Raw genomic sequence first — 26406 nt, forward strand, 5'->3', positions numbered from 1 at the left:
CTCCCGTGCCGGTCCTCTACCAGTCCCCGTCCTGCACCGGACGGCCCGGGGTGTCCCCGAGGGGGTGGACCTGGTGGGGCGCGGGGGCCTGCCACGGCTCGTGGTCGTCCCCGATCCAGTCCCCGACCGGCTTGACGTCCTGGAGCGGCCCGGTGGGCGCGAGGTCGTGGGCGTCCTGGTCGTAGTAGTCGTACCAGGGCAGACCGGCCCGGGTGTACGCCGCCCGGTCCACGGGGGACGGCGGCGGCGCCTCCCCGGTGATGCGGCGCCACTCCGGCGGCGTCACCAGGTGCACGAAGACCCGCCCGGCCGGCCGCTCGGCCCAGTCCGTCGGCGGCCGTTGGTCGCGGTACACCTCCTGGCGCATGGAACCGCCGACGCCGAGCCCCATGGCCGGTGTGGACCGGCGCCGGACCGTCCCGCCGTAGCCCGGGGCCCCGCCCGGCGCGGCCGGTGCCGCCGCCGGTGCCGGAGCTCCGAAGGCCCCGCCCGGACGGGCTCCCCGGGGGGCCGACTCCCGGCGGCGCCGCTCCTCCTCGCGCCAGCGCAGCAGCTCGGGGGCGCTCAGGGTGAACGCCTGCAACTGGACGCCTCCCCAGACCTCCGCACCGGTGACCTGGCCCTCGACGGTCGCCCCCGTGCCGAGCGGCACCGCCACGAACTGACGGACCGTGCCGGACCCGGAGTTGATGCCGTCCAGCCAGGGCTGGCGGGGGAGGACCACGTAGTTCTGCGGGTCGCGCGACAGCCGGTCGCTCCACGGCCTGCCCGAGACCGCGCACACCTTGCCCACCCCCACCTGGAGGGCGGCGGGTTCCCGCGTGCCCGCGAAGCTCAGCCACATGGCCTCACGCAGATACACCGGCAGCATCACACCCCCGCGCGCACGCCACTCCTCGGGCACGGTGTCCGCGTAGTCGGCGACCCGGCGGACCGGGAACTCGCCGAGACCCGGCGGCAGCGGATGCGTCCCCGTCTCGGGAAGCCGGAGCGTGCGTACGAAACGCACCGACGCACCGCCCGGCAGCGACAGCCGGTTCCCGTCGATCCGCACACTGGTCTCGGTCATCCGAAGGCCCCTCATTCGCCGTGAACCGTTCCTCGTCCCTCAAGAGGAACGCCGGGCGGCGGTGCCGCGGTTCCGCCGGCGCAGCCGGGCCCGTGCCCGGTCCCGCAACCGGGTCAGCCGCGGCATGCGTTCGCGCTGCTCGCGCGTGTGGCGGTCCAGCTCCTCCAAGAGCCGGCGGGAGCGGTGCTCGGTGTCCATCTCGTCGATGATCCGGTTCACCTCGGCCAGCACCGCGCCCCGCAGCTGCCACTGCCTCGCGTCCCGCCGGACCTCGTCGAGGAGCAGGCCGGCCAGCCGGTCCCGGGTGACCGCGGCCTGGCGCAGCTCGGCGGCCAGCCGCTCCTCCGCGGACTCGGCGTTCTCACTCGCGTTGCTCGTGACCAGCACCGAGAAGCTCACCACGGCGTCGGCGATCTCGGACAGCAGCTCCTGGACGGCGGCCCCCGTCTCCGGTGCGAACAGCGGTTCCGGCTCCCGCTCCTTGGCCAGGTCGGTGAAGCTGCGCGCGAGGACCCGCATGACCACCGTGCAGATCTCCAGGGTGTCCAGACCGGTGCGCAGCACGACCCGGTGCAGCAGCCCCTCGCGCACCCGGGGGTTGAACCGCAGGCTGTCCTCGGCCTGGCGGAGGTCCTCGTCCACCTCGCCGATGTCGTGGTCGAGCCGGCGCGCCTCGTGCAGCCGGGCCGCCGCCTCGTGGAACGGCATGCTGCCGGCGGCCTCCTCGCCCATGCGCAACAGCAGTTGGCGCACCTGCCTGGCCAGCCCCACGACGGACTCACCGGCCTGCTCCACCCACACCGGAGGCGCCAGGATCAGATTGAAGACCAGACCCACGATCGCCCCGACCAGGGTCTCGACCACCCGGGCCCACGCCAGGCTCCCGTGCGAGGTGACGCCGAGCACCAGCATCGCGCTGATCGCCACCTCGGCGGTGAACTCCTCGGCGCGCACCAGATGCCCCACACCCAGCGCCGCCAGGATGATCAGGCCCAGGCTCCACCAGCTCAGTCCGACCAACTGGCTGAAGGCGATGGCGACCAGAACACCGGCGACCACCGCGTTCACCCGGCGGAAACTCATCTTCAGCGTGGCGTACAGGGTGACCTGGACGACCAGCAGGGCGGTCAGCGGCGCGGTGAGCGGTGGCGCCGACTTGTCGGGGGTCAGCCGTACCGCGATGACATAGGCGATCGATGCCGCGGCGGCGGAGCGAAAGGCCTGGACCACCCTGGGGTCCCTCAGCCACTTCACCCGCCGCAGCGCCGCCCTCGCGGCATCCAGCACATCCCGCATCCTCGGGCTGTTCCCTTCCGCAGGCGCCTCGAACGTGTCCGATCAGGACGGTAGCCGGACGCGGGCGGCCGGGCCCCTCTCACGCGCCGTGCGCCGCCGGACGGGTCAGCCGGTCACCTTGGCGACGAACGCGGACAGATTGCCCAGCGTACGGGCGATCTGCTCCTCCAGGGTGAGGCTCTCCTCGAACCGGCCCCCGCCCTCCGGCACCTTCCTGCCCCGCAGATAGAGGGGACAGGCGAGATCCGTGCACATGTAGAGGCCGACCGAGTTGCCCTCCCGGCCGGCCGCCCCCGCCTTGCGCGCCGTCATCAGCGACACACCGCCCCGCGGATGGGTGGTCAGGCAGAGCCCGCACATGCTGCGCTGGAGGAAGCCGCTCCGGGACTGCTGGAACCGCAGCGCCACACCGGCGAGCCGTCCGCCCTGTTCGGCGACCAGATAGCTGCGGTCGGGCGCCCCGGGATCCCGCCAGCCGAAGAAGTCGAGATCGTCCCAGGGGCGCTCGTCGAGGTCACGGGGAACGGCCAGGCGCTTGGCCTCGCCCTTCGAGCAGTTGATGAAGGAGGTGCGGATGTCCCGCTCGTCGAGTGCTCTCATGGGAGCCTCCCCTTGGTCGAAAAGGTCGGTCGGTGCCGGTCGGTGCCGGTCGGTGCCGGTCGGGTCGGTCCAAGGCGGTCGGTCCGGCCGGCTGTCCTAGTGCCTCTAGGTTTTCGCCTAGCTTAAATAGGCTACGAGCCGGGCCGCCACCGGATTTCCGGGCGCGCGAGTTCATAGCATGAATTAAGAGTGAAGGGAAGTCGCGGGCGGCTGTCCCGCAGAGGTATGTTGCAGACCGGGCACAGCAGGGGAGGAGCCACATGGCGGGGCGGAACGGGCGCACGGTGCGCGACCTCAGGAGGGCCAACCGCACGGCCGTGCTCCAGCGGCTCTACTTCGACGGACCGCTCAGCCGGTTCGAACTGGGCCCGGCCACCGGCCTCAGCTCCGGTTCCGTCAGCAACGTGGTCGCCGACCTGGTCGCCGACGGACTGGTGGAGGAGGCCGGCAGCGTCGACTCCGACGGCGGCCGGCCCCGCACCCTGCTGCGCGTGGCCCCCGCCAGTGGCCACATGATCGGCGTGGACGTCGGCGAGACCCGGGTACGGGTCGAACTCTTCGACCTGACGCTCACCGAACTCGCCCGCGCCGAACGCCCGCTCGCCCAGCAGCGCTACGACGTCGACGTCATCGTCGGACACATCCGCGACGGCATCGCCGAGGTACTGGCCGCGGCCGGACTCCCGGCCGAACGGCTGCTCGGCGCCGGGATCGGCGTCCCCGGCATCGTCGAGCACACCGCCGACCGGGGGGCCGTGGTGCACGGCCAGACCATCGGCTGGGACGCGGTTCCGCTGGAGGCCCGCTTGCGCGCCGGATCCCCGCTGCCCGACACCGTCCCGTACCTCATCGACAACGGTGCCAAGACCCTCGGCCAGGCCGAGATGTGGTTCGGCGCGGGACGCGGCGCGCGCAACGCGGTGGTGGTGCTCTTCGGCTCCGGGGTCGGCGCCAGCCTCGTCACTCCCGACGTCGAGCAGGGCCGGGCGGTCGAATGGGGGCACCTGACGGTCCGGGTCAGGGGACGCCGCTGCCGCTGCGGCGCACTCGGCTGCCTGGAGGCGTACGCGGGCGCCGAGTCACTGCTGGCCCGCTGGCGGGAGGAGGGCGGCCGGGTTCCGGAGGGCACCGACGAGGAGACCGCGCTCACCGCGCTGCTCGCCGCCGCCCACCCGTCCGGCGACGAGGGTGCCGACCCGGTCGCGCTCGCCGTCCTGGAGGAGACCGCGGAGTACCTGGGCGCGGGCCTGTCCGACCTGATCAACCTCTTCCAGCCCGAGCGCATCCTCATCGGCGGCTGGGCCGGCCTCCAGCTCGGCACCCGCTTCCTGCCCGCCGTACGCCGCCACGCCGTGTCGTACGCGCTGCGTCATCCCGCCAGGAAGGTGACGGTCGACCTCGGGCGGCTCGGTCCCGACGCCGTCACCGTCGGCGCCGCGATCCTCCCCCTGGCCGACTTCTTCGCGCGCGGCGGCAGGCGCCCCGAGCCGGCCCCCGAGTACCCGGTCCCGGCCTGGCGCACCGCGCTCGAGGAGCGGGCACCGCACTGAGGTTTCGCCGGTCACCGGGGAGGTACCCGACGCCGCTCCGAGGGCCGTCGGACGACTGCCGGACGGCCCCGGACGAACGGAGCACCACGGGAAGGAGCGCGTCGTGTCCGACCACCGCCAGGAAGGCCCGGGTGAGAACGGTGCCCCCGTCCCGCGCGACATGCCTGACCAGCAGGCCGGGGACCACGACGACCCGTGGGAGGCGGCCTCGCCCACCCGCGAGCAGCGCGAGCACCGGCAGGGCCCGGCGGGCGAAGAGCCCGAGGCCGACGGGGACGCCGCCGGCGACGCGGAGACCGGGCCCGCGACCGACGTGCCCGACACCGACGAGGCGGGCACGGGCCGGCAGGGCGCGCCGCACTCGGGTGCCGTGCACCCCGAGCACCCGGTGCCCGACGAGTCCTCCGGCTGAGACGAGTCCGGTCGGCTGAACGGCCGGGGGCTCAGCCGACCTTCCGCCCCCGCATCGGCTCCGTGTCCGCCCCCGCGCCCTGCCGCAACCCCCGCAGGAACTCCTCCAGCACCTCCGTGGACGTACGCGTCGCGCGCCAGCCGAGCTCCACCCGCGCCCGCGTGCAGTCCATGATCGGCAGCCGCAGTACCGCGTCGAAGAGGTGGGGCGAGGCCGGCAGCAGCCGCAGCCCCCACGCGGCGGCGATCGCCGAGCGGGCCGCGGTGCGCGGCAGCCGCACGGGACGCACCCCGACCAGCTCACCCAGCAGCTCGGCGTCCACCGGCGGCTCGGCCGCCAGGTTGAACGCTCCCCGCGCGGTCCCGGAACGCACGGCCAGCCGGTAGGCGCCGGCCGCGTCGTCCGTGTGCAGGGCCTGCACCCGCAGCCCCGGGATGTCCGGCAGGAACGGGAGCCGCTCCGGACGGGCCGCCGGACCCGGCAGGAAGCGGCCGCCGAAGATCCGGCGCTGTTCGCTGGCCGACTCCCGCTTGAAGAGGAAGGCCGGCCGCATCCGCACCACCCGGATCCCCGGATGGTCGCGCTCGAAGGTGTCCAGGGCCCGTTCCAGATAGGCCTTCTCCCGGCAGTAGGCCGCGTCCGGCCAGCCGTGCGTCGGCCACGACTCGTCCACCGCGTGGTTCTTGGGCCCCGGCGAGTACGCGCCGACCGACGAGGCGTGCACCAGCGCCGGCACTCCGGCCGCGGCCACCGCCTCGAAGACCCGGAGGGAGCCGAGTACGTTCGTGCGCCAGGTCGTCGCCGGATCGTGCGTCGGCTGGAACGCCCAGGCCAGATGGACCACGGCGTCGGCGCCGGCGAAGTGGCCGGTCAGGTCGGTCTGCTCCGAGGCGAGGTCGACCGCGGCCCACTCGGTCTTCGCGGGCGACCACTCGGGGACGCGCCGGGCCAGCCCCAGTACGGACCCCACCTCCGGATCCCCGGAGAGGAGCCGGACCACGCTGGTGCCCACGTTCCCCGTGGCGCCCGTGACCACGATCCTGCTGCCCGTTGTGCTGCTCACGCTGTGCTCCTCTCGGCGGCCTGCCGGTGCGGAGGGCACCGGGTACCCGCCGCCCGGGAGGTGCACGCGCAAGAGGAAGCCCCGACCGCGACGGGGGAATCACGGCCGGGGCGGCTCGATGCGGATACGGATGGCGGTCGCCTCTCGGCGAAAGGCTCCACAGGGCTTCAGCCGAACGATCGTCCCTGTGGGCAATAGGTGAGGCCCGGGGACACTGTCCCATCCGTACCCACGCCGTGTTCAACGGCGAACGACCGGCCGGTGTTCCGCCGTCTGTCGCGGTTTGGGGTGATGTGGGTCACCGGTCGGTGGGCTCGGCGGGCTCGGGCACGATCTCGGCCCACAGGTTCTCCGCCTGCAACAGCAAGGTGCCCAGGACCGCGGTCCGCGCGGCCTCCTGCCCGGCGTGCTCCCGCAGCCCTTCCTGCAACCGCCGGTGCAGTTCCTCCATCGTCTCCTCGGCGGCCGCCTCCGTGTCGCCGCCGGCCGGCCGGCCCACCATCCGGTCCGCCTCGGCGTGGCAGGCGTCGCCGATGAGCCGCAGCAGGCGGGCGTACAGGTCGAGCACCGGCCCCTCGGGCGGGGTGGGCGTCCGTTGCTCGTCGGCCGCGACGGCCAGTGTCCGGGTCAGCGCCGTGAGGTTCCCGGTGACCCGGCTCCACCGCTGGTCCTCGCCCTCCGGCGGGACGGCGGTGGGCGCCCGGTGCAGCTTGCGCAGCGGACGCGAGGTGAGACGCAGGCTCTCCCGGCTCCAGGACCGGGCCGACTCCAGGGCCTCCAGCCGCCGCTGGAGCCGCGCGGCATCGCTCGACCAGCCGGCCGCGCTCTGCGCGTCCCAGTGGGTCTCCCGCAGGTCGGCGGCGACGGCGCACAGGAGGTCGCCCGACTCCCGCGCCAGCGCCGCGAGGTTCTCCCGCACGTCCCTCAGATGGATCGGCGGCAGCACCAGGGCGTTGACGGCCACCCCGATGACCGCGCCGAGCGCCGCCTGCCCCACCCGGTGGCCGACCGCGGCGGCCGACACCGCCGTGCCGGAGGCCAGGACGAACACCGCCGTGGTGGCCGCGTAGACGCCCTGGAGGCCGAAGCGGGACCAGTTCGCCACCAGCATCAGCAGCGGCAGGGACAGTGCCAGCGCCCCCGTGGTGTCCTCGGCGACGGCCTGTGCCGCCGACGCCACCAGGGTCCCCACGCAGATCGCCGCGAACTGCTGCCCGGCCTGCCGCACCGAGCTGTAGACGGTGGCCTGCACGAGGACGAGCGCCACCCACGGCGCCATCAGCGCCATCGGGTCGCCCAGCCACACCCCCGCCACGGCCCAGGCGATCAGGGCGGCGCCCGCTGCCTTCAGCGACTGCACCACCAGGTCGCGTTCCCGCCCCGGTCCCCGCCAGGCGGCTCGCACGGCCCGCCCGACGGCCCGCGCCTCCCACCACACCGCGGCCACCGGCCGCCTTCCCCGGAATGCTTCCCGGAGGCCGTGGAACGCAGCGGTCATGCGGTGCCGGCCGTCCGTCCGGCGGGCGGACACGTCCGGGGGCGGAACGTCTCGCAGGAGGGTACGGATCCGCTGCTCATGCGAACGGGCTCCCGTGCAGGGAGGCCAGCAGGTCGGCCGGGTCGGCGTAGACCGCCCGGGCGCCCGCCTCCTCCAGGTCGGCGCGGGGCAGACCGCCGCACAGCACGCCCACGCAGCGCACCCCGGCCCGGCTGCCCGCACGCATGTCCCACACGGTGTCGCCGACGAAGACGGACCGCTCGGCCGGTACGCCGGCCAGTTCCAGGGCGTGCTCGACCGGCTCCGGAGCGGGCTTTCCCGCGGACACGTCGTCGGCACTGGCGGTGGCGCCGATCGCGTCGTCCGCGTCGATCGCCCGTCGCAGCGCGCCCAGCTCCGCACCGCCCGCCGAGGTGGCGAGAACCACCTGCCAGCCGTCACCGGCCAGGCGGCGCAGCAGGTCCCCGGCGCCCGGCAGGGCGGGCAGCCGGTCGAAGTACTGGCCGTAGAGGGCCTTGTGGGCGGCGCTCAGCCCGGCGTCCTGGTCCGTGTCCCGGTCCTCGCCCAGCAGATGGGCGATCAGGTCGGTGGAGGCGAGCCCCACCGCCCGGTGGATCGCGTGCATCGGCACCCGGTGACCGGCCTGCCGGAACGCCTCCCACCAGGTGGTCACATGCAGGTGATTGGTGTCGACGAGGGTTCCGTCGACGTCGAACACGGCCGCCCGTTCCATGCGCTGTCCCCTTCCGGTCCGTGGAGCGCGGATCGACGCGCGGGTACCACGTCAGCGCCCAGCCACTCCGGACGGTGTACGGCCCTCGCGGGTCCAGGCCAGCAGCTCGTCCAGGGACCACGTGGTGACCACCCGCTCCGGCGGCACCCCGCACTCCTCGGCCCGTGCGCACCCGTGGATCTGCCAGTCCAGCTGACCGGGCGCGTGCGCGTCCGTGTCCACCGAGAACAGCACGCCGGCCGCCACCGCCCGGCGCAGCAGCCGCCGCGGCGGGTCGAGCCGCTCCGGGCGGCTGTTGATCTCCACGGCCGTACCGGACTCCGCGCAGGCGGCGAAGACCTCGTCCGCGTCGAACTCCGACTCGGGCCGCCCCCGCCCGGTCAGCAGCCGGCCGGTGCAGTGGCCGAGCACGTCCGCGTGCGGGTCGCGGACGGCGGCGACCATCCGGCGGGTCATCGAGCGGGCGTCCATCCGCAGCTTGGAGTGGACCGACACCACCACCACGTCGAGCCGTTCCAGCAGCTCCGGCTCCTGGTCGAGTGAGCCGTCGTCGAGGATGTCGCACTCGATGCCGGTCAGCAGCCGGAAGGGCGCCCAGGTCGCGTTGAGTTCCGCCAGCACGTCCAACTGCTCGCGCAGCCGTGCGGGGGAGAGCCCGCGGGCCACCGTCAGCCGCGGCGAGTGGTCGGTCAGGGCCGCCCACTCGTGTCCGAGCGCCGCAGCGGTCCGGCCCATCTCCTCGATCGGGCTGCCGCCGTCGGACCAGTCCGAGTGCAGGTGGCAGTCGCCGCGCAACAGCCCCCGCAGCTCTTCGCCGCCCCGGGCGAGCGGGGTGTCCGCCTCGTCCTCCAGCTTCGCGAGGTACCCGGGCACCTGCCCGTCCAGCGCCTCGCGCGCCACCTGTGCGGTCTTGGGTCCGACACCCTTGAGCGACTCCAGCGAGCCGGCCCGCTCGCGCAGCTCGGCGGCCGGCAGCCCACCGAGCACGCCCGCCGCGGTGCGGAAGGCGCGGACGCGGTACGTCGGCGCCTGGGTCCGCTCCAGGAGGAACGCGATCCGCTCCAGCGCCTCGACGGGGTCCATCGCCACCTCCTCGTCCGGCCTCGACCGGCCCTCCCACCGGTCCTCACCCGGCATGTCCAGGGTTCCCTAGAGCAGCGGGACCCGCACCACGAGCCGGGCGCCCCGTGCCCCTGCCGGGCCGGGACGGTTCCTCGCTCCCACGGGTTCCGGCCTACCCTCGATGCATGACCGAGATCGACAGCCCGCACATCGGCAATCCGCGGATCCTCGTCCTCGGGGTGCACCCGGGCCCGCCCCCGTTCCGGATCGTGGAAATCGATGGCCAGGTGGTCGGTGAGGCCAGGGCCGTCACCGACGTCCTGGAGGCCGCCGCCGCCTTCGGCATCACCGTCCACGACCTGGACGACCCGGAGGTCGTCCGCTGGGTGGGCGGGGACAAGTTCACCTGGACCGCCCACTAGGACGCGTCCGGCCCGCCCCGCCCGGTGCGGGGTGTCAGCCGACGGTCCACTTCTGGTTGGCGGCGCCCGTGCAGGTCCAGATCTGCAGCCGGGTGCCGTTGGCCGAGTTGTTCCCGGTGACGTCGAGGCACTTGTCGGCCTGGGGATTGACGATGTCGTGCGCGGCGGTGACGACCCATCGCTGGGCGGCGCTGCCGTTGCAGTCCCACAGCTGGACGAGCGTGCCGTCCGCCGTGCCGCCGGCGTTGACGTCCAGGCACTTGCCGAGCGCCTGGATCGTGCCGTCGGAGCCCACCGTCCACCGCTGGGCCGCGGTGCCGTTGCAGTCGTAGAGCTGTACGGGGGTGCCGTTGGCGGTGTTCGCCGCGGCGACGTCCACGCACTTGCCGGCCAGGCCCCGGATCGCGCCGCCGGCGGGCGCGTCGCCCGTCGTCACCGAGACGTGGTCGACGACCAGGGTCTGCGGGAAGACCGTGGAGCCGTCCGGGTCGCCCGGCCAGTAGCCGCCGACCGCCAGGTTGAGGATCAGGAAGTACGGCTTGTTGAACACCCACTGCTTCCCGCCCAGGTCGGCCGGGGTGCGCCGCTGGTAGACGTTGCCGTCCACCGACCACGTGATCGAGTCCGGCGCCCAGTCGACGGCGAAGGTGTGGAAGGCGTCCGCGAAGGCCTGGCCGCCCGGCAGGGTGTAGCCGGCGCCGATGCCGCCGGAGCCGGAGTAGCCGGGGCCGTGGATGGTGCCGTGCACGGTGGAGGGCTCGAAGCCGACGTTCTCCATGATGTCGATCTCGCCGGAGTCGGGCCAGTTCACCGGGGTGCCCAGCATCCAGAAGGCCGGCCACATGCCCTGCCCGCGCGGCACCTTCATCCGCGCCTCGACGTGCCCGTACTGCGCCGTGAACTTGCCCGAGGTGTTCAGCCGGGCGGAGGTGTACTGGCAGGTGCCGTACCAGCACTGGTAGTTGGCGGGATTCTCCTTGCGGGCGGTGATGACCAGGTGGCCCTGGCCGTCCAGGGCGGCGTTCTTGTTGCCCGAGGTGTAGTACTGCCGTTCGTGGTTGTTGACGTTGTCGCCGGTCTCGATCTGCCACTTCGAGGAGTCGACGGCGGCGCCGGCCGGGCCGTCGAAGGTGTCGGAGAAGGCCACGGCGGCGGCCGCGGAGGACGAGGCGCCGGCGGCCCCGGCGGCCCGGGAGTCGTCGGGTTCCGCCTGGGCGGAGCCGGTCACGAGGGATGCGGCCAGCCCGGCGGACAGGGCGGCGGCGAGGAGGCATCTGCGGAGCAGGCGTGGGCGGGCCACGGCTCTCCCTTCCGTACGGCGCCCCGCGGGGCGCCGACCGAGGTGGGGGGGTGGGGATGTCGCCTCTTTATTCAAGTAGTGAGATAAGGGCCGGTCAATACCTTGGTACGGACCAGCTTGGACCGGGTGGACGCCGCACTCAGGTACGCGCCCCGCGCGCGTGCACCGTGCGGCTCATCCGCCGGCCGAGAAGCAGGTAACCGACCAGCGCACCGCTCGTGTTGAGGATGACGTCGTCGACGTCGAAGGCCCGCCCGGTGACCAGGGCACCCTGGGCGAACTCCACCAGCAGCATCACGACGGCCGTCAGCAGCAGTACGCGCAGCACCCCGCGCGTACGCGGCGCGACGACCGGGACCAGCACGCCGAACGGCACTCCGAGCAGAATGTTCCCGCCGATCTGCTTGACCGCGTCGCGCAGCGCGGGCTGGTCCAGATAGGCCCTCAGTGAGCGCCCCGGGTGCAGGTTGGTGTGCGTCAGGGCCTCGGACGCGGGGGAGGGGTGCAGCGTCAGCCGCGCCAGCACCACCGCGAACGCCACCATGAAGACGAACGCGCACGCCGTCGCCAGCAGCCGCAACGGCAGGGCGAGCGCGTGCCGCTCGCGACGGTCGGTCTCCCGCGTCTTGGCGGCGCGGGCGCGCGGCCACAGACGCAGCCCTGAGGCGGCACGAGCCATGTCGGTCCTCCAGTCGTCAACTTCCCCGCGTGGTAGGGCGGTTACCCGCCGAACCGCCGAGGATGCCCGGCGAACGGGTACGGCCGGCCGCACCCGTTCGGGCCCGCCGGCCCGCTCTCCCGCAGCCGGTCTCCCCTCGCCCGGCCGGGGCACTCCGGCCGGTGAGAGCAACAAGGGCGGCACAAGGGGCATCCGGGGCGTGACGTACCGGGCCCGGCCGTGCGGGGCCGCGGAGGTGGCGTGTGAAAGGCCGTAGGACACTCCTCGAGGTGGCCGAGGTGGCCGAGGTGGCCGAGGTGGCCGAGGTGGCCGAGGTGGCCGCGGTGGCCGCGGTGGTCGAGGTGGCCGCCTGGTGGGTCCCGCTCGCGGCGCTCTGGCTGGTCCTCGCCGGCACCGTCGACCCCCTGGAACACGCCGTGAGCGAGGCCACCACCGTCGGGCCGGTCCACACCTCGGTGCACTGGACGCCCCTGTGAGCCGGACCGTGCCCGCCGGCCCGGCTCACGTCCCGTACGTCACCCGCACCCGCTCGAACCCGAGGGAGGTCAGCAGCCCTCGGAGCATGGCGGTGGTGTTGCTCTCGGCACGCGCCTTCAGCTCACTGTCCTTCGCCGCCTCACCGATGTGCCGGGCCGCGAGCTTCTGCACCGCCTGCTCGCCGTTCGGGTTGTCCGAGAACAGGTCACCGAGCCGGTCGAGCAGCCCGCGCTGCTTGGAGACCGCGTAGGACCGGTCCGGGTCGAGGGCGGGCTCGCCCAGCGCGGCGTGCGGCAGCCGCAGCGTCGCCGACGTCCGCCCCTCGTCGACCGTCACGTCGTCCTCGCCCACCTTCCCGAGGTCGACGTAGGCGTCGACGGTGCCCGCCCCGACGTACAGGGTGCGGGTGCCGCGGATCGCGTCGGGCAGGAACCTGGCGTCCTTCTCCAGGTCCACCACGACCTGGAAGTTGCCGGACGCGGCGTCGTAACGGCTGATGTCCTGCACGGACTCCAGCAGCGCGGGACCCGAACGGTCCCGCGTCTCGGAGCCGAACAGGTCCTTCAGCCCCGGCAGGACACTCAGCCGCAGCCCCACGAACAGCACGACGAGCACCGCTGTCAGCACGGTCAGCGCCTTGGCCCAGCCGGGCATGCGCCACGCGGGCCGCTGGACGGAACCGGTGGGCTTCTTGACGGGAGTCGTCATGGCGACGGCCCTCCTTCCTACTGACCCGGATGCCCCCCATCTCCCGTACCAGACCGAGCAGTTGAAGCGCGGCACACGAAGAGGGGGCGGGGCGTACGGCGGCGGCTCAGCGCCCCGGCTTCAGCGGACGGTCCGCGGACGGGCGCGAGGACCAGACGGCCTCCCCGCGTGTGAGCCCCGGCAGCCGCAACTCGGCCTCCCGCGCCCGCCGGGCGGGCAGCTCGCCGGTGACGGTCCACGCCGGGTCGCCGCCCGTCGTGCCGGTGAAGTCCGCGCCCAGCGACGCCAGGAGGGCCGTCACGGCAGCCAGCGCGTCCGGCGGCACCTCCGCCTCGAAGGCGAGGTACGGCTCGTACAGCACGGTCCCGGCCCGGGCGAGGGCGCGGCGCAGCACGATCGGCGTCAGCCCGCGGAAGTCGGCGGCCGTGCTGAGCGGCGAGCTGAAGCCGGAACGGATCAGCGTCACCCGGTAGTCGGTGACCGCGGCGCCGGCCGGCCCGGTCAGCAGCGTGGCGTGGACCGTCTCCTCGACCGCCTGGTGGAAGGCGCGGGGCAGCGCGCCGAGTTCCGTCTCGTACCCGAACACCCCGCCCGAACCGTACGGCCCCGGCTCGACGCGCAGTCCGACCGTCGCCCAGTAGCGGGTGCGGTCGAGCCACGGCATCTCCTCCGCGGCCTCGCCGGTGCCGGCCGGGCGCTCCAGGAACCGGACGCGGCCCGGCGTGAACTCCGCCTCGATGCCGAACTCCTCGGCCAGCGTCGCCGCGAGCACCTCCATCTGGACCTCGCCGTACAGGAGCAGCGCGGTGGCGCCGGAAGCCGCCGGGCGGGCGTGCAGCAGCGGATCCTGATCGGCCAGCGCCAGCAGGGCGGAGCGCAGCGGCGCCGCCTGCTCCGGACGCACCGCCCGGACCAGCGTCTGCAGGGTCGGCGGCGCGAACTGCGGTGCGCGGTCGGCCGGCTCGCCGAGCCGGTCGCCGACGCGCAGGCCCCCCGGCACCGTCAGCGCGGCGATGTTCCCGGCGGTGAGCGTGGCGTCCCCGCCGACCACGTCGAGGCGGGTCACCCGGCCGGAGACCTCGGTGCGCCGCCCGTCGGACTCGCGCCGCAGGAACGTCAGCCGCCGGCGCGGACGCACCTCACCGTCGTAGAGCCTCAGGTAGGCCGTGCGCTCGCCGGTGGGTCCGGGGCGCACGGCGAAGACCGTCCCGCGCGGTTCCGTGGCCCCGGCCGTGCCCTGCGCGGCGGCCGGGACCAGCGTGACCAGGCCCTCGACCAGCTCCGCGACGCCCTGCCCGCCGAGCGCGGAGCCGTGGAACAGCGGGTGGAAGGAGCCGTCGGCGGTACGCGCGGCGAGGGCGGCGGCCACCTGCCCCGCGGTCGGCTCGGGGCCGTCCACCAGCGCGGCCAGGATGCCCGGGTCGACCTCGGCGAGCGCCTCCGCGGTCCCTCCGTCGGGCGCGCGCCGCACGACCAGGGCGCCCTTGGTGCCCGCGCCCGTCACCCCGGTCAGCGGTGCGACGTGCGGCGTCAGCAGGCGCCGTACGTCCTCGAGCAGCGCGTCGGTGCGCGCGCCGGGCCGGTCGATCTTGTTGACGAACACGAGGGTGGGCAGCCGCAGCCGGCGCAGGGTGCGCATGAGGACGCGGGTCCGCGCCTGGACGCCCTCGACGGCGGACAGCAGCAGCACCGCGCCGTCGAGCACCTCCAGGGCCCGCTCGACCTCCGCGACGAAGTCGGAGTGTCCCGGGGTGTCGATCAGGTTGACCCGCGTGTCACCGACCGTGAAGGCGGCGACGGCGGAGCGGACGGTGATGCCGCGGCGGCGCTCGATGCCGCCGTCGTCGGTGACGGTGTCGCCGGTGTCGACGGCGCCGAGCCGGTCGACGGCACCGTGGTCGAACAGGAGCCGTTCGGTGAGGCTGGTCTTACCGGCGTCGACGTGGGCCAGGATGCCGATGTTCAGGGTGCGCATGCGTGGAGGAGTCCTCGAAAGCCGTGGGCCGGAAGGGGCGCTGGGGGTTTCCGAGGAGTCGGCGCATGCGGGGGTCCTGACGTGAGGAGGGCGGGCGGAGCACGGACGGCGACATCATCGCGGGTGCCCCCCGGGGGGTGGCAACAGGATTTCCGTAAGCTGGGGACCCCGGCCGGACAGGATCACACGAGGAGCGGTCCGTGCGAGACATCGCCGTGTTCAGCGGTAGTGCCCACCCCGAGCTGGCCGAGGAGGTCTGCGCCCAGCTGGGTGTGCCGCTCAGCCCCACCCGGGTCAGCCGGTTCGCCAACGACTGCCTCGAGGTGCAGCTCATGGCCAACTGCCGCGAGCGGGACGTGTTCCTCGTCCAGCCGCTGGTCACACCGGTCCAGGAACACCTCGTCGAGCTGCTGATGATGTGCGACGCGGCCCGCGGGGCGTCGGCCGGCCGCATCACCGTGGTCATGCCGCACTACTCCTACGCCCGCTCCGACAAGAAGGACGCCCCGCGCATCTCGCTGGGCGGGCGCCTGGTGGCCGACCTGCTGGTGGCCGCGGGAGCGAGCCGGGTCCTCGCCATGACCCTGCACTCGCCCCAGGTGCACGGCTTCTTCTCCGTCCCGGTCGACCACCTGCACGCGCTGCGGGAACTCGCCGCGCACTTCCGCCAGTACGACCTCTCCCGCGCCACCGTCGTCTCGCCGGACCTGGGCAACGCCAAGGAGGCCGCCGCGTTCGCCCGGATGCTCGGCGCCCAGGTGGCGGCCGGGGCGAAACAGCGGTACGCCGACGACCGGGTCAGCATCAGCTCGGTGATCGGGGACGTCGCCGGGCGGGACGTCATCGTCCTCGACGACGAGATCGCCAAGGGCAGCACGGTGCTGGAACTCCTCGACCGGCTGCGGGAGGCGGGCCCGCGCACCGTCCGCGTCGCCTGCACGCACGGCCTGTTCGCGGCCGGTGCGCTCGGCCGGCTCAGCGAACAGCCGGACGTGCTGGAGATCGTGTGCACCAACACCGTGCCGGTGCCGGTGGACGACCACACGGACAAGCTGCGGATCCTGTCCATCGCCCCGGCGCTCGCCGAGGCGGTGCGACGCATCCACAACGGCGAGTCGGTCAGTGCCCTGTTCGACGCCCGCCCGGCCGGCTGACGCCGAGGGCCTCCTCCAGGGTCGGGCGCGGTGGCAGCAGCCGCCCCAGGCCGGTGATCCGCAGCATGCGCAGGGTCAGCGGGTGGGCGCACACCAGGTGCACCTGCCCGCCCTGTTCGAGTACCTGGCTGCGGGCCCGGTACAGCAGGCGCAGACCTGAGCAGTCGAAGAACTCGACGCCGCCGAGGTCCAGGACCACCCGGGCGCCGGGACGCCGTGTCTCCCGGTCCAGGTGCGGGGTGATCTCCGCCGCCGAGGCGATGTCGATCTCGCCCCGGAACTCCAGCACCGTGTGCCCCCGGTGACGGCGCACACGGATGTGCCGGGTGGGCGACGCCGATTCCTGCCGCACGAACCTTGCCTCCAGCCTGTCGCAGCCCGTTCCGGCCTGCTCCCGGGGGCTCAACTACCCAGTCCGCTCGGAAAGTTACCCCGATCGAGCGAGTTTGAGCATGTTCGATTGACATATGTCATTGAAATCTCACGCCCAGGCCCCCACCCACGCGGCCGGCGGGCCGCGGGCCGGTGGGCCGGACCGTCAGTCGACCACGAGGACGAGCTTGCCCGTCGTGCGACCGGTCTCGCCCTGCGCGTGCGCCCGCGCCGCCTCCGCGAGCGGGAACGTGCCCGCGATCGTGGCCCGCAACTTCCCCGACTCGACCAGGCGGGCGACCTCCTCCATACCGGCCCGGTCGGCGTCCACCAGCATCCGCACCGCCCGTACGCCCAGCCGCTCGGCCTCCTCGAAGAACTCGTCCGAGCCGACCGGCAGGATCGACACCACGACCCCGCCCGGACGCAGCACCCGCAGGGACCGCAGCGACGTGTCGCCGCCGATCGTGTCCAGCACGACGTCGACGTCCTTCACGGTCTCGGCGAAGTCCGTCTCCCGGTAGTCCACGGTCTCGTCCGCCCCGAGCGAGCGCAGGAACTCGTGCTTGCCCGCGCTGGCGGTACCGATCACGTACGCGCCCCGGGCCTTGGCGATCTGCACCGCCACATGGCCCACACCGCCCGCCGCCGCGTGGACGAGCACCCGTTGCCCCGGCCGCACGTCCGCGCGCTCCACCAGGGCGTGCCACGCCGTCAGCGACACCAGGGGGAGCGCGCCGGCCTGGACGTGGTCGATCCCGGCCGGCTTGTGGGTGAAGGCACGCGCCGGAGCGGTGACGTACTCCGCGTGGGAACCGTGGCCGAACGGGTAGGACAGCATGCCGAAGACCTCGTCGCCCGGCCGGAACGCGGCGACGCCGATCCCCACCGACTCCACCACGCCCGACACGTCCCACCCGAGGACGAACGGCGGCTCGCCGAGGAAGCCACCGTTCGCCCGGTGCTTCCAGTCGGTCGGGTTCACCCCGGCGGCACGCACTCGGACCAGCACCTCGTTCGGGCGCGGCTCGGGGCGCTCGAGCCGTACCTCCTTGAGGACCTCGGGACCTCCGAGTACGTCCTGACTGATGGCGCGCATGGTGTTCATCGGGACCTCGCAACTGCGGGAGGGGACGGCGGACACGGACTGCAACCTCCGACGTGATCGTGCCATTCCCCGCGCGGTCCGGCACCCAGGGAGCCGCCGGGCAGCGACGCCCGGGGCGGCCCGCGACTGATCCGGCCGGGCCGGGATATGCGCAAGGCAGGGGGCACCGGGGCACGACGCCCCACGCCCGGAATCCTTCGGAGGAGACATGGCACTGGTCAACGCGGGCGTCGTGGTGCTCGACTGCGCCGAACCCGAGCGGCTCGCCGAGTTCTACAAGGGGCTGCTGGGCGCGGAGGAGAGCGACGTGAGCGCCAACCGCATCGAGATCGAGGGACCCCGCGGCTTCCGCATGGCCTTCCGGCGGGACGTGAACGCCACCCCGCCGAGCTGGCCGCGCCCGGAGAACTCCCTCCAGGTCCACCTCGACTTCGTGGTGGCGGACCTGGACGAGGCCGAACGCGTGATCGTGGGGCTCGGCGGGCGTCCGGTGGAGGCGAAGGACCCGGCCGGCGCGCACGAGGAGCGCGGCTTCTCCGACCCGGCCGGGCACTCCTTCACCCTCCGCCACGCCCTCGCGCCGACGGCACCGAAACAGGGCTAGGACCTGGCGGACCCGTCCACGGGCGTCGGTCCCGCATCCATGGGCGTCAGTCCCGGCCGCCCTTGTCGGGGACCGGCCAACTGCCGGTGGAGCGCTGGATGACCTTGGCGCCCGTGCGGTCCACGGCGCTGCGCACCGCGGCGAAGATGGCGCCCTGGATCGCCGCGGCCAGCAGGATCTCGCCCCAGCCGCGGTCCGGGTCCAGGGCGTCGGGCGCGTCGTCCTCGTGCCGGATGACCTTCCAGGTCTTCTGGAACGTCATGCCGGCCAGCGTGCCGCCCAGCCAGCCGAGCGCGAACCCGACGGGCTTGTAGGCGAGGGGGAGCTTCTTCTTCTTTTTCTTCGCCGTCTTCGCCATGGGAATCTCCTTGGCCTCGTGCGTACTGAACGGTGGTGTGCCTCGGTGTGACTCAGGGGTCAGGGCCTGCCCCGTACCGGTACCTGCTCGTCGGTCCGGGCCGGTCCGGGCGGGGTGCCGTCGCCGAACGGACGGCCGCCCAGCTCCTGCCGGTGGTGCGGCGTGAGCCAGCCGGTCAGGTCCGGGCCCATCGGGACGATGCCGGTCGGGTTGATGCCGGTGTGCACCTGGTAGTAGTGGCGTTTGATGTGGTCGAAGTCGACGGTGTCCCCGAATCCGGGCGTCTGGAACAGGTCGCGGACGTACCCCCACAGCACCGGGTTCTCGGTCAGCTTCCAGCGGTTGCACTTGAAGTGGCCGTGGTAGACCGCGTCGAAGCGGACCAGCGTGGTGAACAGCCGGATGTCCGCCTCCGTGATGGTGTCACCGACCAGGTAGCGCCGCCGTTCCAGCCGGGGCGTCAGCTGCTCCAGCCGGCGGAACACCCCCGCGCACGCGGCCTCGTACTCCTCCTGGCCGGTGGCGAAACCCGCCCGGTACACGCCGTTGTTGACGTCCTCGTAGACCCCCGCCATCACCTCGTCGATCTCGTCGCGTAGGGCCTGCGGGTACAGGTCCGGCGCACCCGGCCGGTGCAGGGCGGTCCACTCGGTCGCGAGGTCGAGGGTGAGCTGCTGGTAGTCGTTGGTGACCAGCGCCCCGCTCGGGACGTCCACGACCGCGGGCACGCTCACCCCGCCCGGATAGCCGGTCTCGCGCCGGTCGTAGGCCTCGCTGAGGTAGCGGATGCCGAGGACGGGGTCCCGGCCGTCCGGGTCGAGCGTGAACCGCCAGCTGCGGTCGTCCTGGATCGGGTCGGCGACCGCGAGGGACAGGGCGTCCTCCAGACCGAGCAGCCGCCGGGAGACCAGGGCCCGGCTCGCCCACGGACAGGCGCGGCTCACCACCAGCCGGTAGCGCCCGGCCTCCACCGGCCAGCCGTCCCGGCCGTCCGCCGTGATCCGGTCCGCGAAGTGGCTCCGGGACCGTTTGAACGCCTTCTTCCCGTAGCCGCTGTTTCCAGGGGTCCCGTCGTCACCGCTCATGGACCTGCCCTTCCGATGTCCGCTGTCTGTCTGTCCGCTGTATCTGTCCGTTGTCCGGGTGTCCCTGTGTAGGCGTTCCCCGTTTTCGCCCGTCGGCACTGGTGGCCACCCGCAAGGCGGGGTGTGAGTCGCGTCGGCCGGGGCAGTCGGGGCTTCGTGAGTGGGACGGACGGGGAAGAGAAGCCGGGCCGGAAGGCCGACCGCAGGACGCGCGTCACCGTACTGGTCGCACTGGCGGCCAACCTGGTGATCGCCGTCGCCAAGGCCGTCGGCGGGTTCGTCGCGGGATCGCCCGCACTGCTGTCGGAGGCGGCACACTCGGTCGCGGACAGCATGAACGAGATCTTCCTCCTCGCCGCCCTGCGCCGCAGCCGCCGGCCCGCCGACCGGAAGCATCCCTTCGGCTACGGGAAGGAGCGATTCTTCTGGTCGCTCCTCGCGGCCGTCGGCATCTTCGTCATGGGCGGCTGCTTCTCCTTCTTCCAAGGCGTCGAGGCCCTGCGCAACGGAGCGGACGAGAGCCTCAGCGGCTACGTGGCGGGTCTGGTCGTGCTCGGCATCGCCCTGCTGGCGGAGGGCGGCTCCCTCCTTCGGGCCCTGCACCAGGTACGGGGCCAGGGCGGGCTCGGCGACGGGATGCGCGACCCGGCGTTGCGCACGGTCGTGGCGGAGGACGGCACCGCGGTGCTCGGTGTCAGCCTCGCCATGACCGGCATGGCGCTGCATTTGGCCACCGGGCAGGTGGTGTGGGAGGCCTGCGCCTCGCTCGCCATCGGCGCACTGCTCGTCTACGTGGCCTACCGGCTGGGCCGCGAGGCCCGCGACCAGCTGATCGGCGAGGCCGCCGACCCCGAGGCCAGCGGCCGGATCCGGGCGCTGCTGCGGGCCCAGCCGGAGATCGACAGCGTCGAGGCGCTGTTCACCATGAAGACCGGCCTCGACTCCGCCCTGGTGGCCGCCCGCGTCGATCTCGTGCCGGGCCTGGACAGCGAACGGGTGGAGGAGGTGGCGATGCGCATCAAGAGGTCGATCCGGCGCACCGTCCCCGAGGCGCGGCAGGTCTTCCTCGACGTCACGGACCGGCCCGCGCGGGAGGCGGCGGAAAGCCCCGCCGCGACGGGGGAACGCGGCGGGGCCTGAACGACACTTTCCCGGCGATCGCCGGTCCATGCACACCGATCCGGGGAACTTCGGCGGGCCGGGTTCAGCCCGCGTCGGCCGGCTCCAGGACGAAGACGGGAATCTCCCGGTCCGTCTTCTCCTGGTAGTCGGAGTACGGCGGAAACGCCGCGACCGCGCGCTCCCACCACTCGGCCTTCTCCGCGCCGGTGACCTCACGGGCCGTCATGTCCCGCCTCACCGGGCCGTCCTGGAGTTCCACCCGAGGGTCGGAGATCACGTTGAAGTACCAGACCGGGTGCTTGGGGGCCCCGCCCAGGGAGGCGACCGCGGCGTAACGGCCCTCGTGCTCGACGCGCATCAGCGGCGTCTTGCGCACCTTGCCGCTCCGCGCGCCCCGGGTGGTCAGCACGATCACCGGCAGACCGGTGTCCCTCAGGGTCGTGCCCTCGGTGCCGCCCGAGCTCTCGTACAGTTCGACCTGTTCGCGCACCCACTGCGTCGGGCTGGGTTCGTACTCGCCGTCAAGAGGCATGTGCATCCGTCCGTGTTCGTCGTGACGTGAGGCCGGCGGACCGGCGCGTTCCCATCCTTACCGCATCCCGCCCCCCGGAACCCCGTGCCGCTCGGCCAGTCACGGGGCGCGATCCGGGCCGCGGAAGGCCGCGATCACGCCACGCGCGTCGTGGCGGAGACCGGCACGGAAGGGGCCCACCACCCCTGGAGCGGTGTTCCCCGGCCAGTCTGCCCCCGCCACCGATCTGGCCGAACTTGCCGTCGCCCCATAGGTGCCCCAGGCATCTAATGAAGATCGATCCGACGCACTCCTCGTCTGCGAGGTCTTCCATGACGGACACCGACACGACGACGAACACCCACCCGGCAGCCCCCGTCGCCTTCCCGCAGGACCGGACCTGTCCCTACCAGCCGCCCGCCGCCTACGACCCGCTGCGTGCCGCCCGCCCGCTGGCCAGGGTCACGCTCTTCGACGGCCGTCCGGCCTGGCTGGTGACGGGCCACGCCGCCGCCCGCCGGCTGCTGGCCGACCAGCGCCTGTCGACCGACCGCACCCGCGACGGCTTCCCCGCCACCTCGGCGCGCCTGGCCGCCGTACGCGGGCGCAAGACCGCCCTGCTCGGCGTCGACGACCCCGAACACCGCACCCAGCGCAGGATGGTGCTGCCGGAGTTCACCCTGCGGCGTGCCGCAGCGCTCCGCCCGCACATCCGGCGGATCGTCGGCGAACGGCTCGACGCGATGGTCGCGCAGGGCCCGCCCGCCGACCTGGTGACGGCCTTCGCGCTGCCCGTGCCCTCGATGGTGATCTGCGCGCTGCTCGGAGTCCCCTACGCCGACCACGACTTCTTCGAGGAGCAGTCCCGCCGGCTGCTGCGCGGCCCCCTGCCCGCCGACACCATGGACGCCCGCGACCGACTGGAGGAGTACCTGGGCGAGTTGGTCGACCGCAAGCGGACGGCCCCCGGCGACGGCCTCCTGGACGACCTGGTCCGGCGGCAACGGGACGAGGGCGGGATCGACCGGGAGCAGCTGGTCGCGTTCGCGGTGATCCTGCTGGTCGCGGGGCACGAGACGACCGCCAACATGATCTCGCTGGGCACCTACACCCTCCTGACCAACCCCGGGGCGCTGGCCGAACTGCGCGCGGATCCCGCCCTGCTGCCCGGCGCCGTGGAGGAGCTGATGCGCGTCCTGTCGATCGCGGACGGGCTGCTGCGGATGGCCACCGAGGACATCGAGGTGGACGGGCAGACAGTCCGGGCCGGCGACGCGGTCGTCTTCTCGACCTCCGTCATCAACCGGGACGAGTCCGTCTACCCCGACCCGGACGCCCTCGACTGGCACCGCCCCGCCCGCCACCACGTCGCCTTCGGATTCGGCATCCACCAGTGCCTCGGCCAGAACCTGGCCCGCGCCGAACTGGAGATCGCCCTGCACACCCTCTTCGACCGGCTGCCCACGCTGCGCCTGGCCGCCCCGGCCGACGAGATCCCCTTCAAACCCGGCGACACGATCCAGGGGATGCTGGAACTCCCCGTGACCTGGTAGGAGGCCCGTACATGCGGATCGGCATCGACAAGGACACCTGCATCGGCGCGGGCCAGTGCGCCCTGACCGCCCCCGACGTCTTCACCCAGGACGACGACGGCTACAGCACCCTGCGCCCCGGCCGGGAGGACGGCGGGGGAAGCGCCCTGGTGCGGGAGGCGGCCCGGGCGTGCCCCGTGGGCGCGATCACCGTGTCGGAGCGGGTGGGCTGACCCCGGCCGCGCCCAGCAGCACCCGTGCCGCGTCCCGTGCCTGACGCGCGGGCTCGGTACCGCCCGTCACGCCCGCCGTCACCATGGCGCCCTCCGCCAGCAGGAACAGCTGCCCGCCCAGCGCGGCGGGCAGTCCCGCGCCGGCCGCCAGAGTGTCGAGGAAGGCGCGGAACGCCGCCTTGTGCGCCCGCACCCGCTCCGCCACGGCGGGTGAGGCGGGGCCGAGTTCGCCGTAGGCGTTGATCCAGGCGCAGCCGCGGAAACCGGGCTCCGCGAACCACACGCCGAGCCAGTCGAACACGGCCAGGACGCGCGCTGCCGGTTCCTCGTACCGGTCGACGTACTCCGCCAGCCGCCCCCGCCAGCGCACGTCGCGCCGGTCCAGACAGGCCACGACGAGCCGCTCCTTGGCCGGGAAGAGCTGGTACAGGCGCTTGAGCGAGACGCCGGAGGCGCCGCGGACCTCGTCCATGCCCACCGCCCGCACACCCCGCGCGTAGAAGAGCTCCTCCGCCGCGTCCAGCGCCCGCTCCCGGGCGACATCGCTGTCCATGGAGACCTCTTCCTTGACCGGAGAACGTGCGTTCTCCTACGGTAGCAGTTCAGCGGAGAACGCTCGTTCTCCGCTGCCGCACCTGGAGGATCAGCCATGACGACGACCGACCGGCCGCCCCTGCCGCCGTTCACCCGCGAGACCGCCGAACGCAAGGTGCGGGCCGCCGAGGACGCCTGGAACACCCGCGACCCGCACCAGGTCGCCCTCGCCTACTCCGAGGACTCGGTCTGGCGCAACCGCGACGCCTTCCTCACCGGCCGCGCCGCCATCGTCGAGTTCCTGACCGCCAAGTGGGAGCGCGAGCGGCAGTACGCGCTGCGCAAGGACCTGTGGGCCTTCGACGGCAACCGCATCGCCGTCCGCTTCCAGTACGAGTCCCAGGACGCGGACGGCCAGTGGTGGCGCTCCTACGGCAACGAGCTGTGGGAGTTCGACGAGCACGGCCTGATGACCCGGCGCGAGGCGAGCATCAACGACGTGCCCATCGAGGAGGAGGACCGGCGCATCCACGGCCCGAGGCCCGCCCAGTAGGGTTCCGGGATGAGCGACCGGCATGGAAGCGGCAGGGCCGCACGACCCTTCCTCTACGTCGTCGTCTGCGCCGCGGGCGTGGCCGAGGACGTCGGCGAGCTGATCGACGCGGCGCGGGAACGTGGCTGGGAGACCGGGGTCATGGCGACACCGGTCGCCATGGGCGGCTTCTTCGACGTGGCCGACGTCGAGGCGCGCACCGGCCGCCCGGTCCGCTCGGCCTGGCGTACGCCCGGCGATCCGCGGCCCTTCCCGGCGCCCGACGCCGTCGTGGTCGCGCCCGCCACCTTCAACACGGTCAACAAGTGGGCCGCGGGCCTGGCCGACACCCTCGCCGTGGCCACCCTGTGCGAGGCGACCGGCCTCGGTGTCCCCGTCGCCGTCCTGCCGTGCGTGGCGGACGCACTGGCCGCCCACCCGGCGTACGGGGAGAGCCTGGACAGGCTGCGCGGCATGGGCGTGCGCTTCGGCGACCCGTACACCGGCGAGGCGGGGGAGGGCGGCGGCCGCCCCGGGTTCGGCTGGGAGAGGGCCCTGGACCTGCTCGAACGGCCCTGACCCGGACGGGGTTCGAGCCCGCACGAAGACGTACGCTCGCCCTGGTAACGATCACCGGCGAAGACAGGAGCGGCAACGATGCAGTACGTGAAGCTCGGTTCGACGGGCCTGGACGTCTCGCGGATCTGCCTGGGCTGCATGACCTACGGCGTTCCCGGCCGCGGCACGCACGAGTGGACCCTCGACGAAGAGGCCTCGCGCCCGCTGATCCGGCAGGCGCTGGAGGCCGGCATCACCTTCTTCGACACGGCCAACGTCTACTCCGACGGCACCAGCGAGGAGATCGTGGGCAAGGCCCTCGCCGACTTCGCCCGCCGCGACGACATCGTGCTCGCGACCAAGGTGAACGGCCGGATGCGGCCCGGTCCCAACGGCGCCGGACTGTCCCGCAAGGCGATCATGACCGAGATCGACCACAGCCTGCGACGCCTGGGCACCGACTACGTCGACCTCTACCAGATCCACCGCTTCGACCCGCACACCCCGGTCGAGGAGACGATGGAGGCCCTGCACGACCTGGTGAAGGCGGGCAAGGTCCGCTACATCGGGGCCAGTTCGATGTACGCCTGGCAGTTCTCCAAGATGCAGTACACCGCCGAGCGGCACGGCTGGACGAAGTTCGTGTCCATGCAGAACCACTACAACCTGGTCTACCGCGAGGAGGAGCGCGAGATGCTGCCGCTCTGCGCGGACCAGGGCGTCGGCGTGCTGCCCTGGAGTCCGCTGGCCCGTGGCCGCCTCACCCGCGACTGGGACACCGCCACCGGGCGCAGTGCCACCGACACCTTCGGCAGCACCCTCTACCAGGAGGGCGACCGCGCCGTGGTGGAGGCCGTTACCCGCATCGCCGGGGAGCGCGGCGTCCCGCGCGCCCAGGTGGCTCTGGCCTGGCTGCTGCACCAGGACACGGTGACCGCGCCCATCGTCGGAGCCTCCCGGCCGGGCCACCTCGAGGACGCCGTGGCGGCGGTCGAACTGACGCTCACCGAGAAGGAGACCGAGGAACTGGAGCGGCCCTACGCGCCGCACCCGATCGCCGGTCACTGAGCACGGGACCGGGACGGCCGGGCACCGGTGCCCGTGGGACCGGCGTCTCAGGGACCGGTGCCCGCCTCCAGGGCGGTGACGTGCACCGACGATTCGTTCCCGCCGACCGGGACCTCACCGGCCGTCCACTTCACCTCGAGGGGCTCGCGCTCGTCCGGCGGGGTGACGAGCAGCGCCGCCGGAGTGGCCGTACGGGCGCCGCTGATCTGCGGGCTGGAGAAGGACAGGCCGGCCCACGCGCTCTCGCCCGGCGTCAGCGTGACCGTCAGGGGGGAGCCCGGCGCGCGCTCGGGGTCGGGGCCGAGCTGCTTGCCGGACGCGTCCACGAAGGCGGCGCCCGGATAGCCGTACACCGTGCAGGTGCGCTCCGAGGCGTTGGTCAGCACCACCGGGAAGTTGCGCTGACCGGCCCCCGGGTCCACGCGGCCGACGGCGGCCCGCAGTTCGGAGGTGTGGCAGCGGCCGTCGGTGCGCGCGGAGGCGGAGGCCGAGCCCGCGGTGTCACTGGGCGCGGCGCCGACCGCCGGGGCGGTGTCGCCGGGCGTCGCGGTGCCACGGCCCGGGTCCGCGCTGCTGCTGTGGGGGGCGGCCCTGCTGGGCTCCGGTGTTCCGCTCGACGTGGCGCTCTCGCTGCCGCAGGCGGTCACCAGACCGAGCAGTGCGACCGCGCTCGCGAGCAGGGCCGTCCGGCGGACCGGCTGGGACGTGTCAGCCATCGCGTCTCCACACTCCCGTCAGGTTCTCGCACCCGGTCCCTCGGAGGGCGGCACCGTGTGCTCCGTCCTGTCGAG

Annotated in this window: 30 protein-coding genes; 12 read left to right on the forward strand and 18 right to left on the reverse strand. The window is 73.4% G+C overall.

Annotated elements, in window-relative coordinates:
* Nucleotides 1-16 precede the first annotated feature (16 nt).
* The 3 genes from Sco07f_RS17870 to Sco07f_RS17880 all read right to left on the reverse strand — a co-directional run bounded on the left by Sco07f_RS17870 (nt 17) and on the right by Sco07f_RS17880 (nt 2965).
* Nucleotides 17-1069 carry a hypothetical protein gene (locus tag Sco07f_RS17870; protein ID WP_108988404.1) on the reverse strand — a complete coding sequence of 351 codons (1053 nt, stop codon included), beginning with the start codon at nt 1067-1069 and terminating at the stop codon, nt 17-19.
* A 39-nt stretch (nt 1070-1108) separates the two neighbouring features.
* Entirely contained in the window at nt 1109-2365 is a 1257-nt protein-coding gene (locus Sco07f_RS17875) for an FUSC family protein (RefSeq protein WP_174855379.1), read from the reverse strand.
* A gap of 105 nt (nt 2366-2470) precedes the next feature.
* Entirely contained in the window at nt 2471-2965 is a 495-nt protein-coding gene (locus tag Sco07f_RS17880; protein ID WP_087788478.1) for an FBP domain-containing protein, read from the reverse strand.
* Nucleotides 2966-3225: 260 nt separating this feature from the next.
* Between Sco07f_RS17880 and Sco07f_RS17885 the strand changes: the two genes are divergently transcribed.
* Both Sco07f_RS17885 and Sco07f_RS17890 read left to right on the forward strand, forming a co-directional pair.
* Nucleotides 3226-4515, forward strand: a complete 1290-nt coding sequence (locus tag Sco07f_RS17885) for an ROK family transcriptional regulator (RefSeq protein WP_087788477.1) — start codon at nt 3226-3228, stop codon at nt 4513-4515.
* 103 nt (nt 4516-4618) lie between these two features.
* Nucleotides 4619-4927, forward strand: coding sequence for a hypothetical protein (locus Sco07f_RS17890; RefSeq protein ID WP_087788476.1), 309 nt, complete (start codon nt 4619-4621; stop codon nt 4925-4927).
* 31 nt (nt 4928-4958) lie between these two features.
* On the opposite strand, the gene Sco07f_RS17895 is transcribed toward Sco07f_RS17890, so the two are convergent.
* The 4 genes from Sco07f_RS17895 to Sco07f_RS17910 form a co-directional block, all read right to left on the reverse strand.
* Nucleotides 4959-5990, reverse strand: a complete 1032-nt coding sequence (locus tag Sco07f_RS17895; RefSeq protein WP_007389363.1) for an SDR family oxidoreductase — start codon at nt 5988-5990, stop codon at nt 4959-4961.
* A gap of 298 nt (nt 5991-6288) precedes the next feature.
* Complete coding sequence (locus tag Sco07f_RS17900; RefSeq protein ID WP_174855380.1) at nt 6289-7488, reverse strand: FUSC family protein; 1200 nt, start codon at nt 7486-7488, stop codon at nt 6289-6291.
* 76 nt (nt 7489-7564) lie between these two features.
* Nucleotides 7565-8221: an HAD family hydrolase gene (locus tag Sco07f_RS17905; protein ID WP_054101219.1), complete on the reverse strand. Its 657-nt coding sequence runs from the start codon at nt 8219-8221 to the stop codon at nt 7565-7567.
* A gap of 51 nt (nt 8222-8272) precedes the next feature.
* Nucleotides 8273-9304, reverse strand: a complete 1032-nt coding sequence (locus tag Sco07f_RS17910) for a PHP domain-containing protein (RefSeq protein WP_174855392.1) — start codon at nt 9302-9304, stop codon at nt 8273-8275.
* Between the two features lie 164 nt (nt 9305-9468).
* On the opposite strand from Sco07f_RS17910, the gene Sco07f_RS17915 reads away from it, so the two are divergent.
* Complete coding sequence (locus tag Sco07f_RS17915) at nt 9469-9705, forward strand: hypothetical protein (protein ID WP_007389380.1); 237 nt, start codon at nt 9469-9471, stop codon at nt 9703-9705.
* A gap of 34 nt (nt 9706-9739) precedes the next feature.
* Here the strand turns inward: Sco07f_RS17915 and Sco07f_RS17920 are convergent, their stop codons facing one another.
* Together Sco07f_RS17920 and Sco07f_RS17925 are read right to left on the reverse strand one after the other, a co-directional pair.
* Nucleotides 9740-11005, reverse strand: a complete 1266-nt coding sequence (locus Sco07f_RS17920; protein WP_087788473.1) for a glycoside hydrolase family 16 protein — start codon at nt 11003-11005, stop codon at nt 9740-9742.
* Between the two features lie 139 nt (nt 11006-11144).
* Nucleotides 11145-11684: a VanZ family protein gene (locus Sco07f_RS17925; protein ID WP_087788472.1), complete on the reverse strand. Its 540-nt coding sequence runs from the start codon at nt 11682-11684 to the stop codon at nt 11145-11147.
* A 269-nt stretch (nt 11685-11953) separates the two neighbouring features.
* Between Sco07f_RS17925 and Sco07f_RS17930 the strand changes: the two genes are divergently transcribed.
* The gene (locus Sco07f_RS17930) at nt 11954-12160 is read left to right on the forward strand and encodes a hypothetical protein (protein ID WP_108988406.1); all 207 of its coding nucleotides are present in this window, start codon (nt 11954-11956) and stop codon (nt 12158-12160) included.
* Between the two features lie 25 nt (nt 12161-12185).
* On the opposite strand, the gene Sco07f_RS17935 is transcribed toward Sco07f_RS17930, so the two are convergent.
* A complete protein-coding gene (locus tag Sco07f_RS17935; protein WP_108988407.1) occupies nt 12186-12869 on the reverse strand; it encodes a DUF4230 domain-containing protein in 684 nt (227 codons plus the stop codon).
* Between the two features lie 106 nt (nt 12870-12975).
* The gene (otr(A), locus tag Sco07f_RS17940) at nt 12976-14844 is read right to left on the reverse strand and encodes a tetracycline resistance ribosomal protection protein Otr(A) (RefSeq protein ID WP_108988408.1); all 1869 of its coding nucleotides are present in this window, start codon (nt 14842-14844) and stop codon (nt 12976-12978) included.
* Between the two features lie 200 nt (nt 14845-15044).
* Here otr(A) and Sco07f_RS17945 point away from each other — a divergent pair, with 200 nt between their 5' ends.
* Nucleotides 15045-15998: a ribose-phosphate diphosphokinase gene (locus Sco07f_RS17945; protein WP_007389382.1), complete on the forward strand. Its 954-nt coding sequence runs from the start codon at nt 15045-15047 to the stop codon at nt 15996-15998.
* On the opposite strand, the gene Sco07f_RS17950 is transcribed toward Sco07f_RS17945, so the two are convergent.
* Both Sco07f_RS17950 and Sco07f_RS17955 read right to left on the reverse strand, forming a co-directional pair.
* On the reverse strand, nt 15964-16350 hold the full coding sequence (locus Sco07f_RS17950; protein ID WP_054101214.1) for an anti-sigma factor antagonist: 387 nt from the start codon (nt 16348-16350) through the stop codon (nt 15964-15966). The genes Sco07f_RS17945 and Sco07f_RS17950 overlap by 35 nt on opposite strands.
* Nucleotides 16351-16536: 186 nt before the next feature.
* A complete protein-coding gene (locus tag Sco07f_RS17955; RefSeq protein ID WP_054101213.1) occupies nt 16537-17478 on the reverse strand; it encodes an NADP-dependent oxidoreductase in 942 nt (313 codons plus the stop codon).
* 208 nt (nt 17479-17686) lie between these two features.
* Here Sco07f_RS17955 and Sco07f_RS17960 point away from each other — a divergent pair, with 208 nt between their 5' ends.
* A complete protein-coding gene (locus Sco07f_RS17960) occupies nt 17687-18082 on the forward strand; it encodes a VOC family protein (protein WP_007389383.1) in 396 nt (131 codons plus the stop codon).
* A 46-nt stretch (nt 18083-18128) separates the two neighbouring features.
* Here the strand turns inward: Sco07f_RS17960 and Sco07f_RS17965 are convergent, their stop codons facing one another.
* Together Sco07f_RS17965 and Sco07f_RS17970 are read right to left on the reverse strand one after the other, a co-directional pair.
* Nucleotides 18129-18440 carry a DUF4235 domain-containing protein gene (locus Sco07f_RS17965; protein WP_007389373.1) on the reverse strand — a complete coding sequence of 104 codons (312 nt, stop codon included), beginning with the start codon at nt 18438-18440 and terminating at the stop codon, nt 18129-18131.
* 59 nt (nt 18441-18499) lie between these two features.
* Entirely contained in the window at nt 18500-19525 is a 1026-nt protein-coding gene (locus Sco07f_RS17970; RefSeq protein WP_054101211.1) for a glutathione S-transferase family protein, read from the reverse strand.
* A 123-nt stretch (nt 19526-19648) separates the two neighbouring features.
* Here Sco07f_RS17970 and Sco07f_RS17975 point away from each other — a divergent pair, with 123 nt between their 5' ends.
* Nucleotides 19649-20665 carry a cation diffusion facilitator family transporter gene (locus Sco07f_RS17975; RefSeq protein ID WP_108988409.1) on the forward strand — a complete coding sequence of 339 codons (1017 nt, stop codon included), beginning with the start codon at nt 19649-19651 and terminating at the stop codon, nt 20663-20665.
* Between the two features lie 64 nt (nt 20666-20729).
* On the opposite strand, the gene Sco07f_RS17980 is transcribed toward Sco07f_RS17975, so the two are convergent.
* Nucleotides 20730-21179, reverse strand: a complete 450-nt coding sequence (locus Sco07f_RS17980; protein WP_007389375.1) for a nitroreductase family deazaflavin-dependent oxidoreductase — start codon at nt 21177-21179, stop codon at nt 20730-20732.
* A 311-nt stretch (nt 21180-21490) separates the two neighbouring features.
* Here Sco07f_RS17980 and Sco07f_RS17985 point away from each other — a divergent pair, with 311 nt between their 5' ends.
* Nucleotides 21491-22711: a cytochrome P450 gene (locus Sco07f_RS17985; RefSeq protein WP_108988410.1), complete on the forward strand. Its 1221-nt coding sequence runs from the start codon at nt 21491-21493 to the stop codon at nt 22709-22711.
* A gap of 11 nt (nt 22712-22722) precedes the next feature.
* On the forward strand, nt 22723-22923 hold the full coding sequence (locus Sco07f_RS17990) for a ferredoxin (protein WP_007389386.1): 201 nt from the start codon (nt 22723-22725) through the stop codon (nt 22921-22923).
* Here the strand turns inward: Sco07f_RS17990 and Sco07f_RS17995 are convergent.
* Nucleotides 22898-23476, reverse strand: coding sequence for a TetR/AcrR family transcriptional regulator (locus tag Sco07f_RS17995; RefSeq protein WP_108988411.1), 579 nt, complete (start codon nt 23474-23476; stop codon nt 22898-22900). The genes Sco07f_RS17990 and Sco07f_RS17995 overlap by 26 nt on opposite strands.
* Before the next feature lie 96 nt (nt 23477-23572).
* Between Sco07f_RS17995 and Sco07f_RS18000 the strand changes: the two genes are divergently transcribed.
* The 3 genes from Sco07f_RS18000 (at nt 23573) to Sco07f_RS18010 (ending at nt 25615) form a co-directional block, all read left to right on the forward strand.
* Nucleotides 23573-24010, forward strand: coding sequence for a nuclear transport factor 2 family protein (locus tag Sco07f_RS18000; RefSeq protein ID WP_108988412.1), 438 nt, complete (start codon nt 23573-23575; stop codon nt 24008-24010).
* 9 nt (nt 24011-24019) lie between these two features.
* Nucleotides 24020-24568 carry a flavoprotein gene (locus tag Sco07f_RS18005; RefSeq protein ID WP_108988413.1) on the forward strand — a complete coding sequence of 183 codons (549 nt, stop codon included), beginning with the start codon at nt 24020-24022 and terminating at the stop codon, nt 24566-24568.
* 78 nt (nt 24569-24646) lie between these two features.
* Complete coding sequence (locus tag Sco07f_RS18010) at nt 24647-25615, forward strand: aldo/keto reductase (protein ID WP_108988414.1); 969 nt, start codon at nt 24647-24649, stop codon at nt 25613-25615.
* 47 nt (nt 25616-25662) lie between these two features.
* Here the strand turns inward: Sco07f_RS18010 and Sco07f_RS18015 are convergent, their stop codons facing one another.
* Nucleotides 25663-26331, reverse strand: a complete 669-nt coding sequence (locus tag Sco07f_RS18015) for a DUF4232 domain-containing protein (RefSeq protein WP_108988415.1) — start codon at nt 26329-26331, stop codon at nt 25663-25665.
* Nucleotides 26332-26406: the final 75 nt, after the last annotated feature.

Origin of the sequence: Streptomyces coelicoflavus, assembly GCF_003112555.1 — a bacterium.
GTDB lineage: Bacteria > Actinomycetota > Actinomycetes > Streptomycetales > Streptomycetaceae > Streptomyces > Streptomyces coelicoflavus.

Bases quoted from the DNA above. Each gene is read 5' to 3' on its own strand.
- Sco07f_RS18000 (WP_108988412.1), top strand. From the start codon at position 23,573: ATGACGACGACCGACCGGCCGCCCCTGCCGCCGTTCACCCGCGAGACC.
- Sco07f_RS17885 (WP_087788477.1), top strand. From the start codon at position 3,226: ATGGCGGGGCGGAACGGGCGCACGGTGCGCGACCTCAGGAGGGCCAAC.
- Sco07f_RS17935 (WP_108988407.1), bottom strand. From the start codon at position 12,869: ATGACGACTCCCGTCAAGAAGCCCACCGGTTCCGTCCAGCGGCCCGCG.
- Sco07f_RS17905 (WP_054101219.1), bottom strand. From the start codon at position 8,221: ATGGAACGGGCGGCCGTGTTCGACGTCGACGGAACCCTCGTCGACACC.
- Sco07f_RS17880 (WP_087788478.1), bottom strand. From the start codon at position 2,965: ATGAGAGCACTCGACGAGCGGGACATCCGCACCTCCTTCATCAACTGC.
- Sco07f_RS17965 (WP_007389373.1), bottom strand. From the start codon at position 18,440: ATGGCGAAGACGGCGAAGAAAAAGAAGAAGAAGCTCCCCCTCGCCTAC.
- Sco07f_RS17900 (WP_174855380.1), bottom strand. From the start codon at position 7,488: ATGACCGCTGCGTTCCACGGCCTCCGGGAAGCATTCCGGGGAAGGCGG.
- Sco07f_RS17955 (WP_054101213.1), bottom strand. From the start codon at position 17,478: ATGAACACCATGCGCGCCATCAGTCAGGACGTACTCGGAGGTCCCGAG.
- Sco07f_RS17925 (WP_087788472.1), bottom strand. From the start codon at position 11,684: ATGGCTCGTGCCGCCTCAGGGCTGCGTCTGTGGCCGCGCGCCCGCGCC.
- Sco07f_RS17875 (WP_174855379.1), bottom strand. From the start codon at position 2,365: ATGCGGGATGTGCTGGATGCCGCGAGGGCGGCGCTGCGGCGGGTGAAG.
- Sco07f_RS18015 (WP_108988415.1), bottom strand. From the start codon at position 26,331: ATGGCTGACACGTCCCAGCCGGTCCGCCGGACGGCCCTGCTCGCGAGC.
- Sco07f_RS17995 (WP_108988411.1), bottom strand. From the start codon at position 23,476: ATGGACAGCGATGTCGCCCGGGAGCGGGCGCTGGACGCGGCGGAGGAG.
- Sco07f_RS18005 (WP_108988413.1), top strand. From the start codon at position 24,020: ATGAGCGACCGGCATGGAAGCGGCAGGGCCGCACGACCCTTCCTCTAC.
- Sco07f_RS17990 (WP_007389386.1), top strand. From the start codon at position 22,723: ATGCGGATCGGCATCGACAAGGACACCTGCATCGGCGCGGGCCAGTGC.
- Sco07f_RS17915 (WP_007389380.1), top strand. From the start codon at position 9,469: ATGACCGAGATCGACAGCCCGCACATCGGCAATCCGCGGATCCTCGTC.
- Sco07f_RS17980 (WP_007389375.1), bottom strand. From the start codon at position 21,179: ATGCCTCTTGACGGCGAGTACGAACCCAGCCCGACGCAGTGGGTGCGC.
- Sco07f_RS17910 (WP_174855392.1), bottom strand. From the start codon at position 9,304: ATGGACCCCGTCGAGGCGCTGGAGCGGATCGCGTTCCTCCTGGAGCGG.
- Sco07f_RS17970 (WP_054101211.1), bottom strand. From the start codon at position 19,525: ATGAGCGGTGACGACGGGACCCCTGGAAACAGCGGCTACGGGAAGAAG.
- Sco07f_RS17960 (WP_007389383.1), top strand. From the start codon at position 17,687: ATGGCACTGGTCAACGCGGGCGTCGTGGTGCTCGACTGCGCCGAACCC.
- Sco07f_RS17870 (WP_108988404.1), bottom strand. From the start codon at position 1,069: ATGACCGAGACCAGTGTGCGGATCGACGGGAACCGGCTGTCGCTGCCG.
- Sco07f_RS17985 (WP_108988410.1), top strand. From the start codon at position 21,491: ATGACGGACACCGACACGACGACGAACACCCACCCGGCAGCCCCCGTC.
- Sco07f_RS18010 (WP_108988414.1), top strand. From the start codon at position 24,647: ATGCAGTACGTGAAGCTCGGTTCGACGGGCCTGGACGTCTCGCGGATC.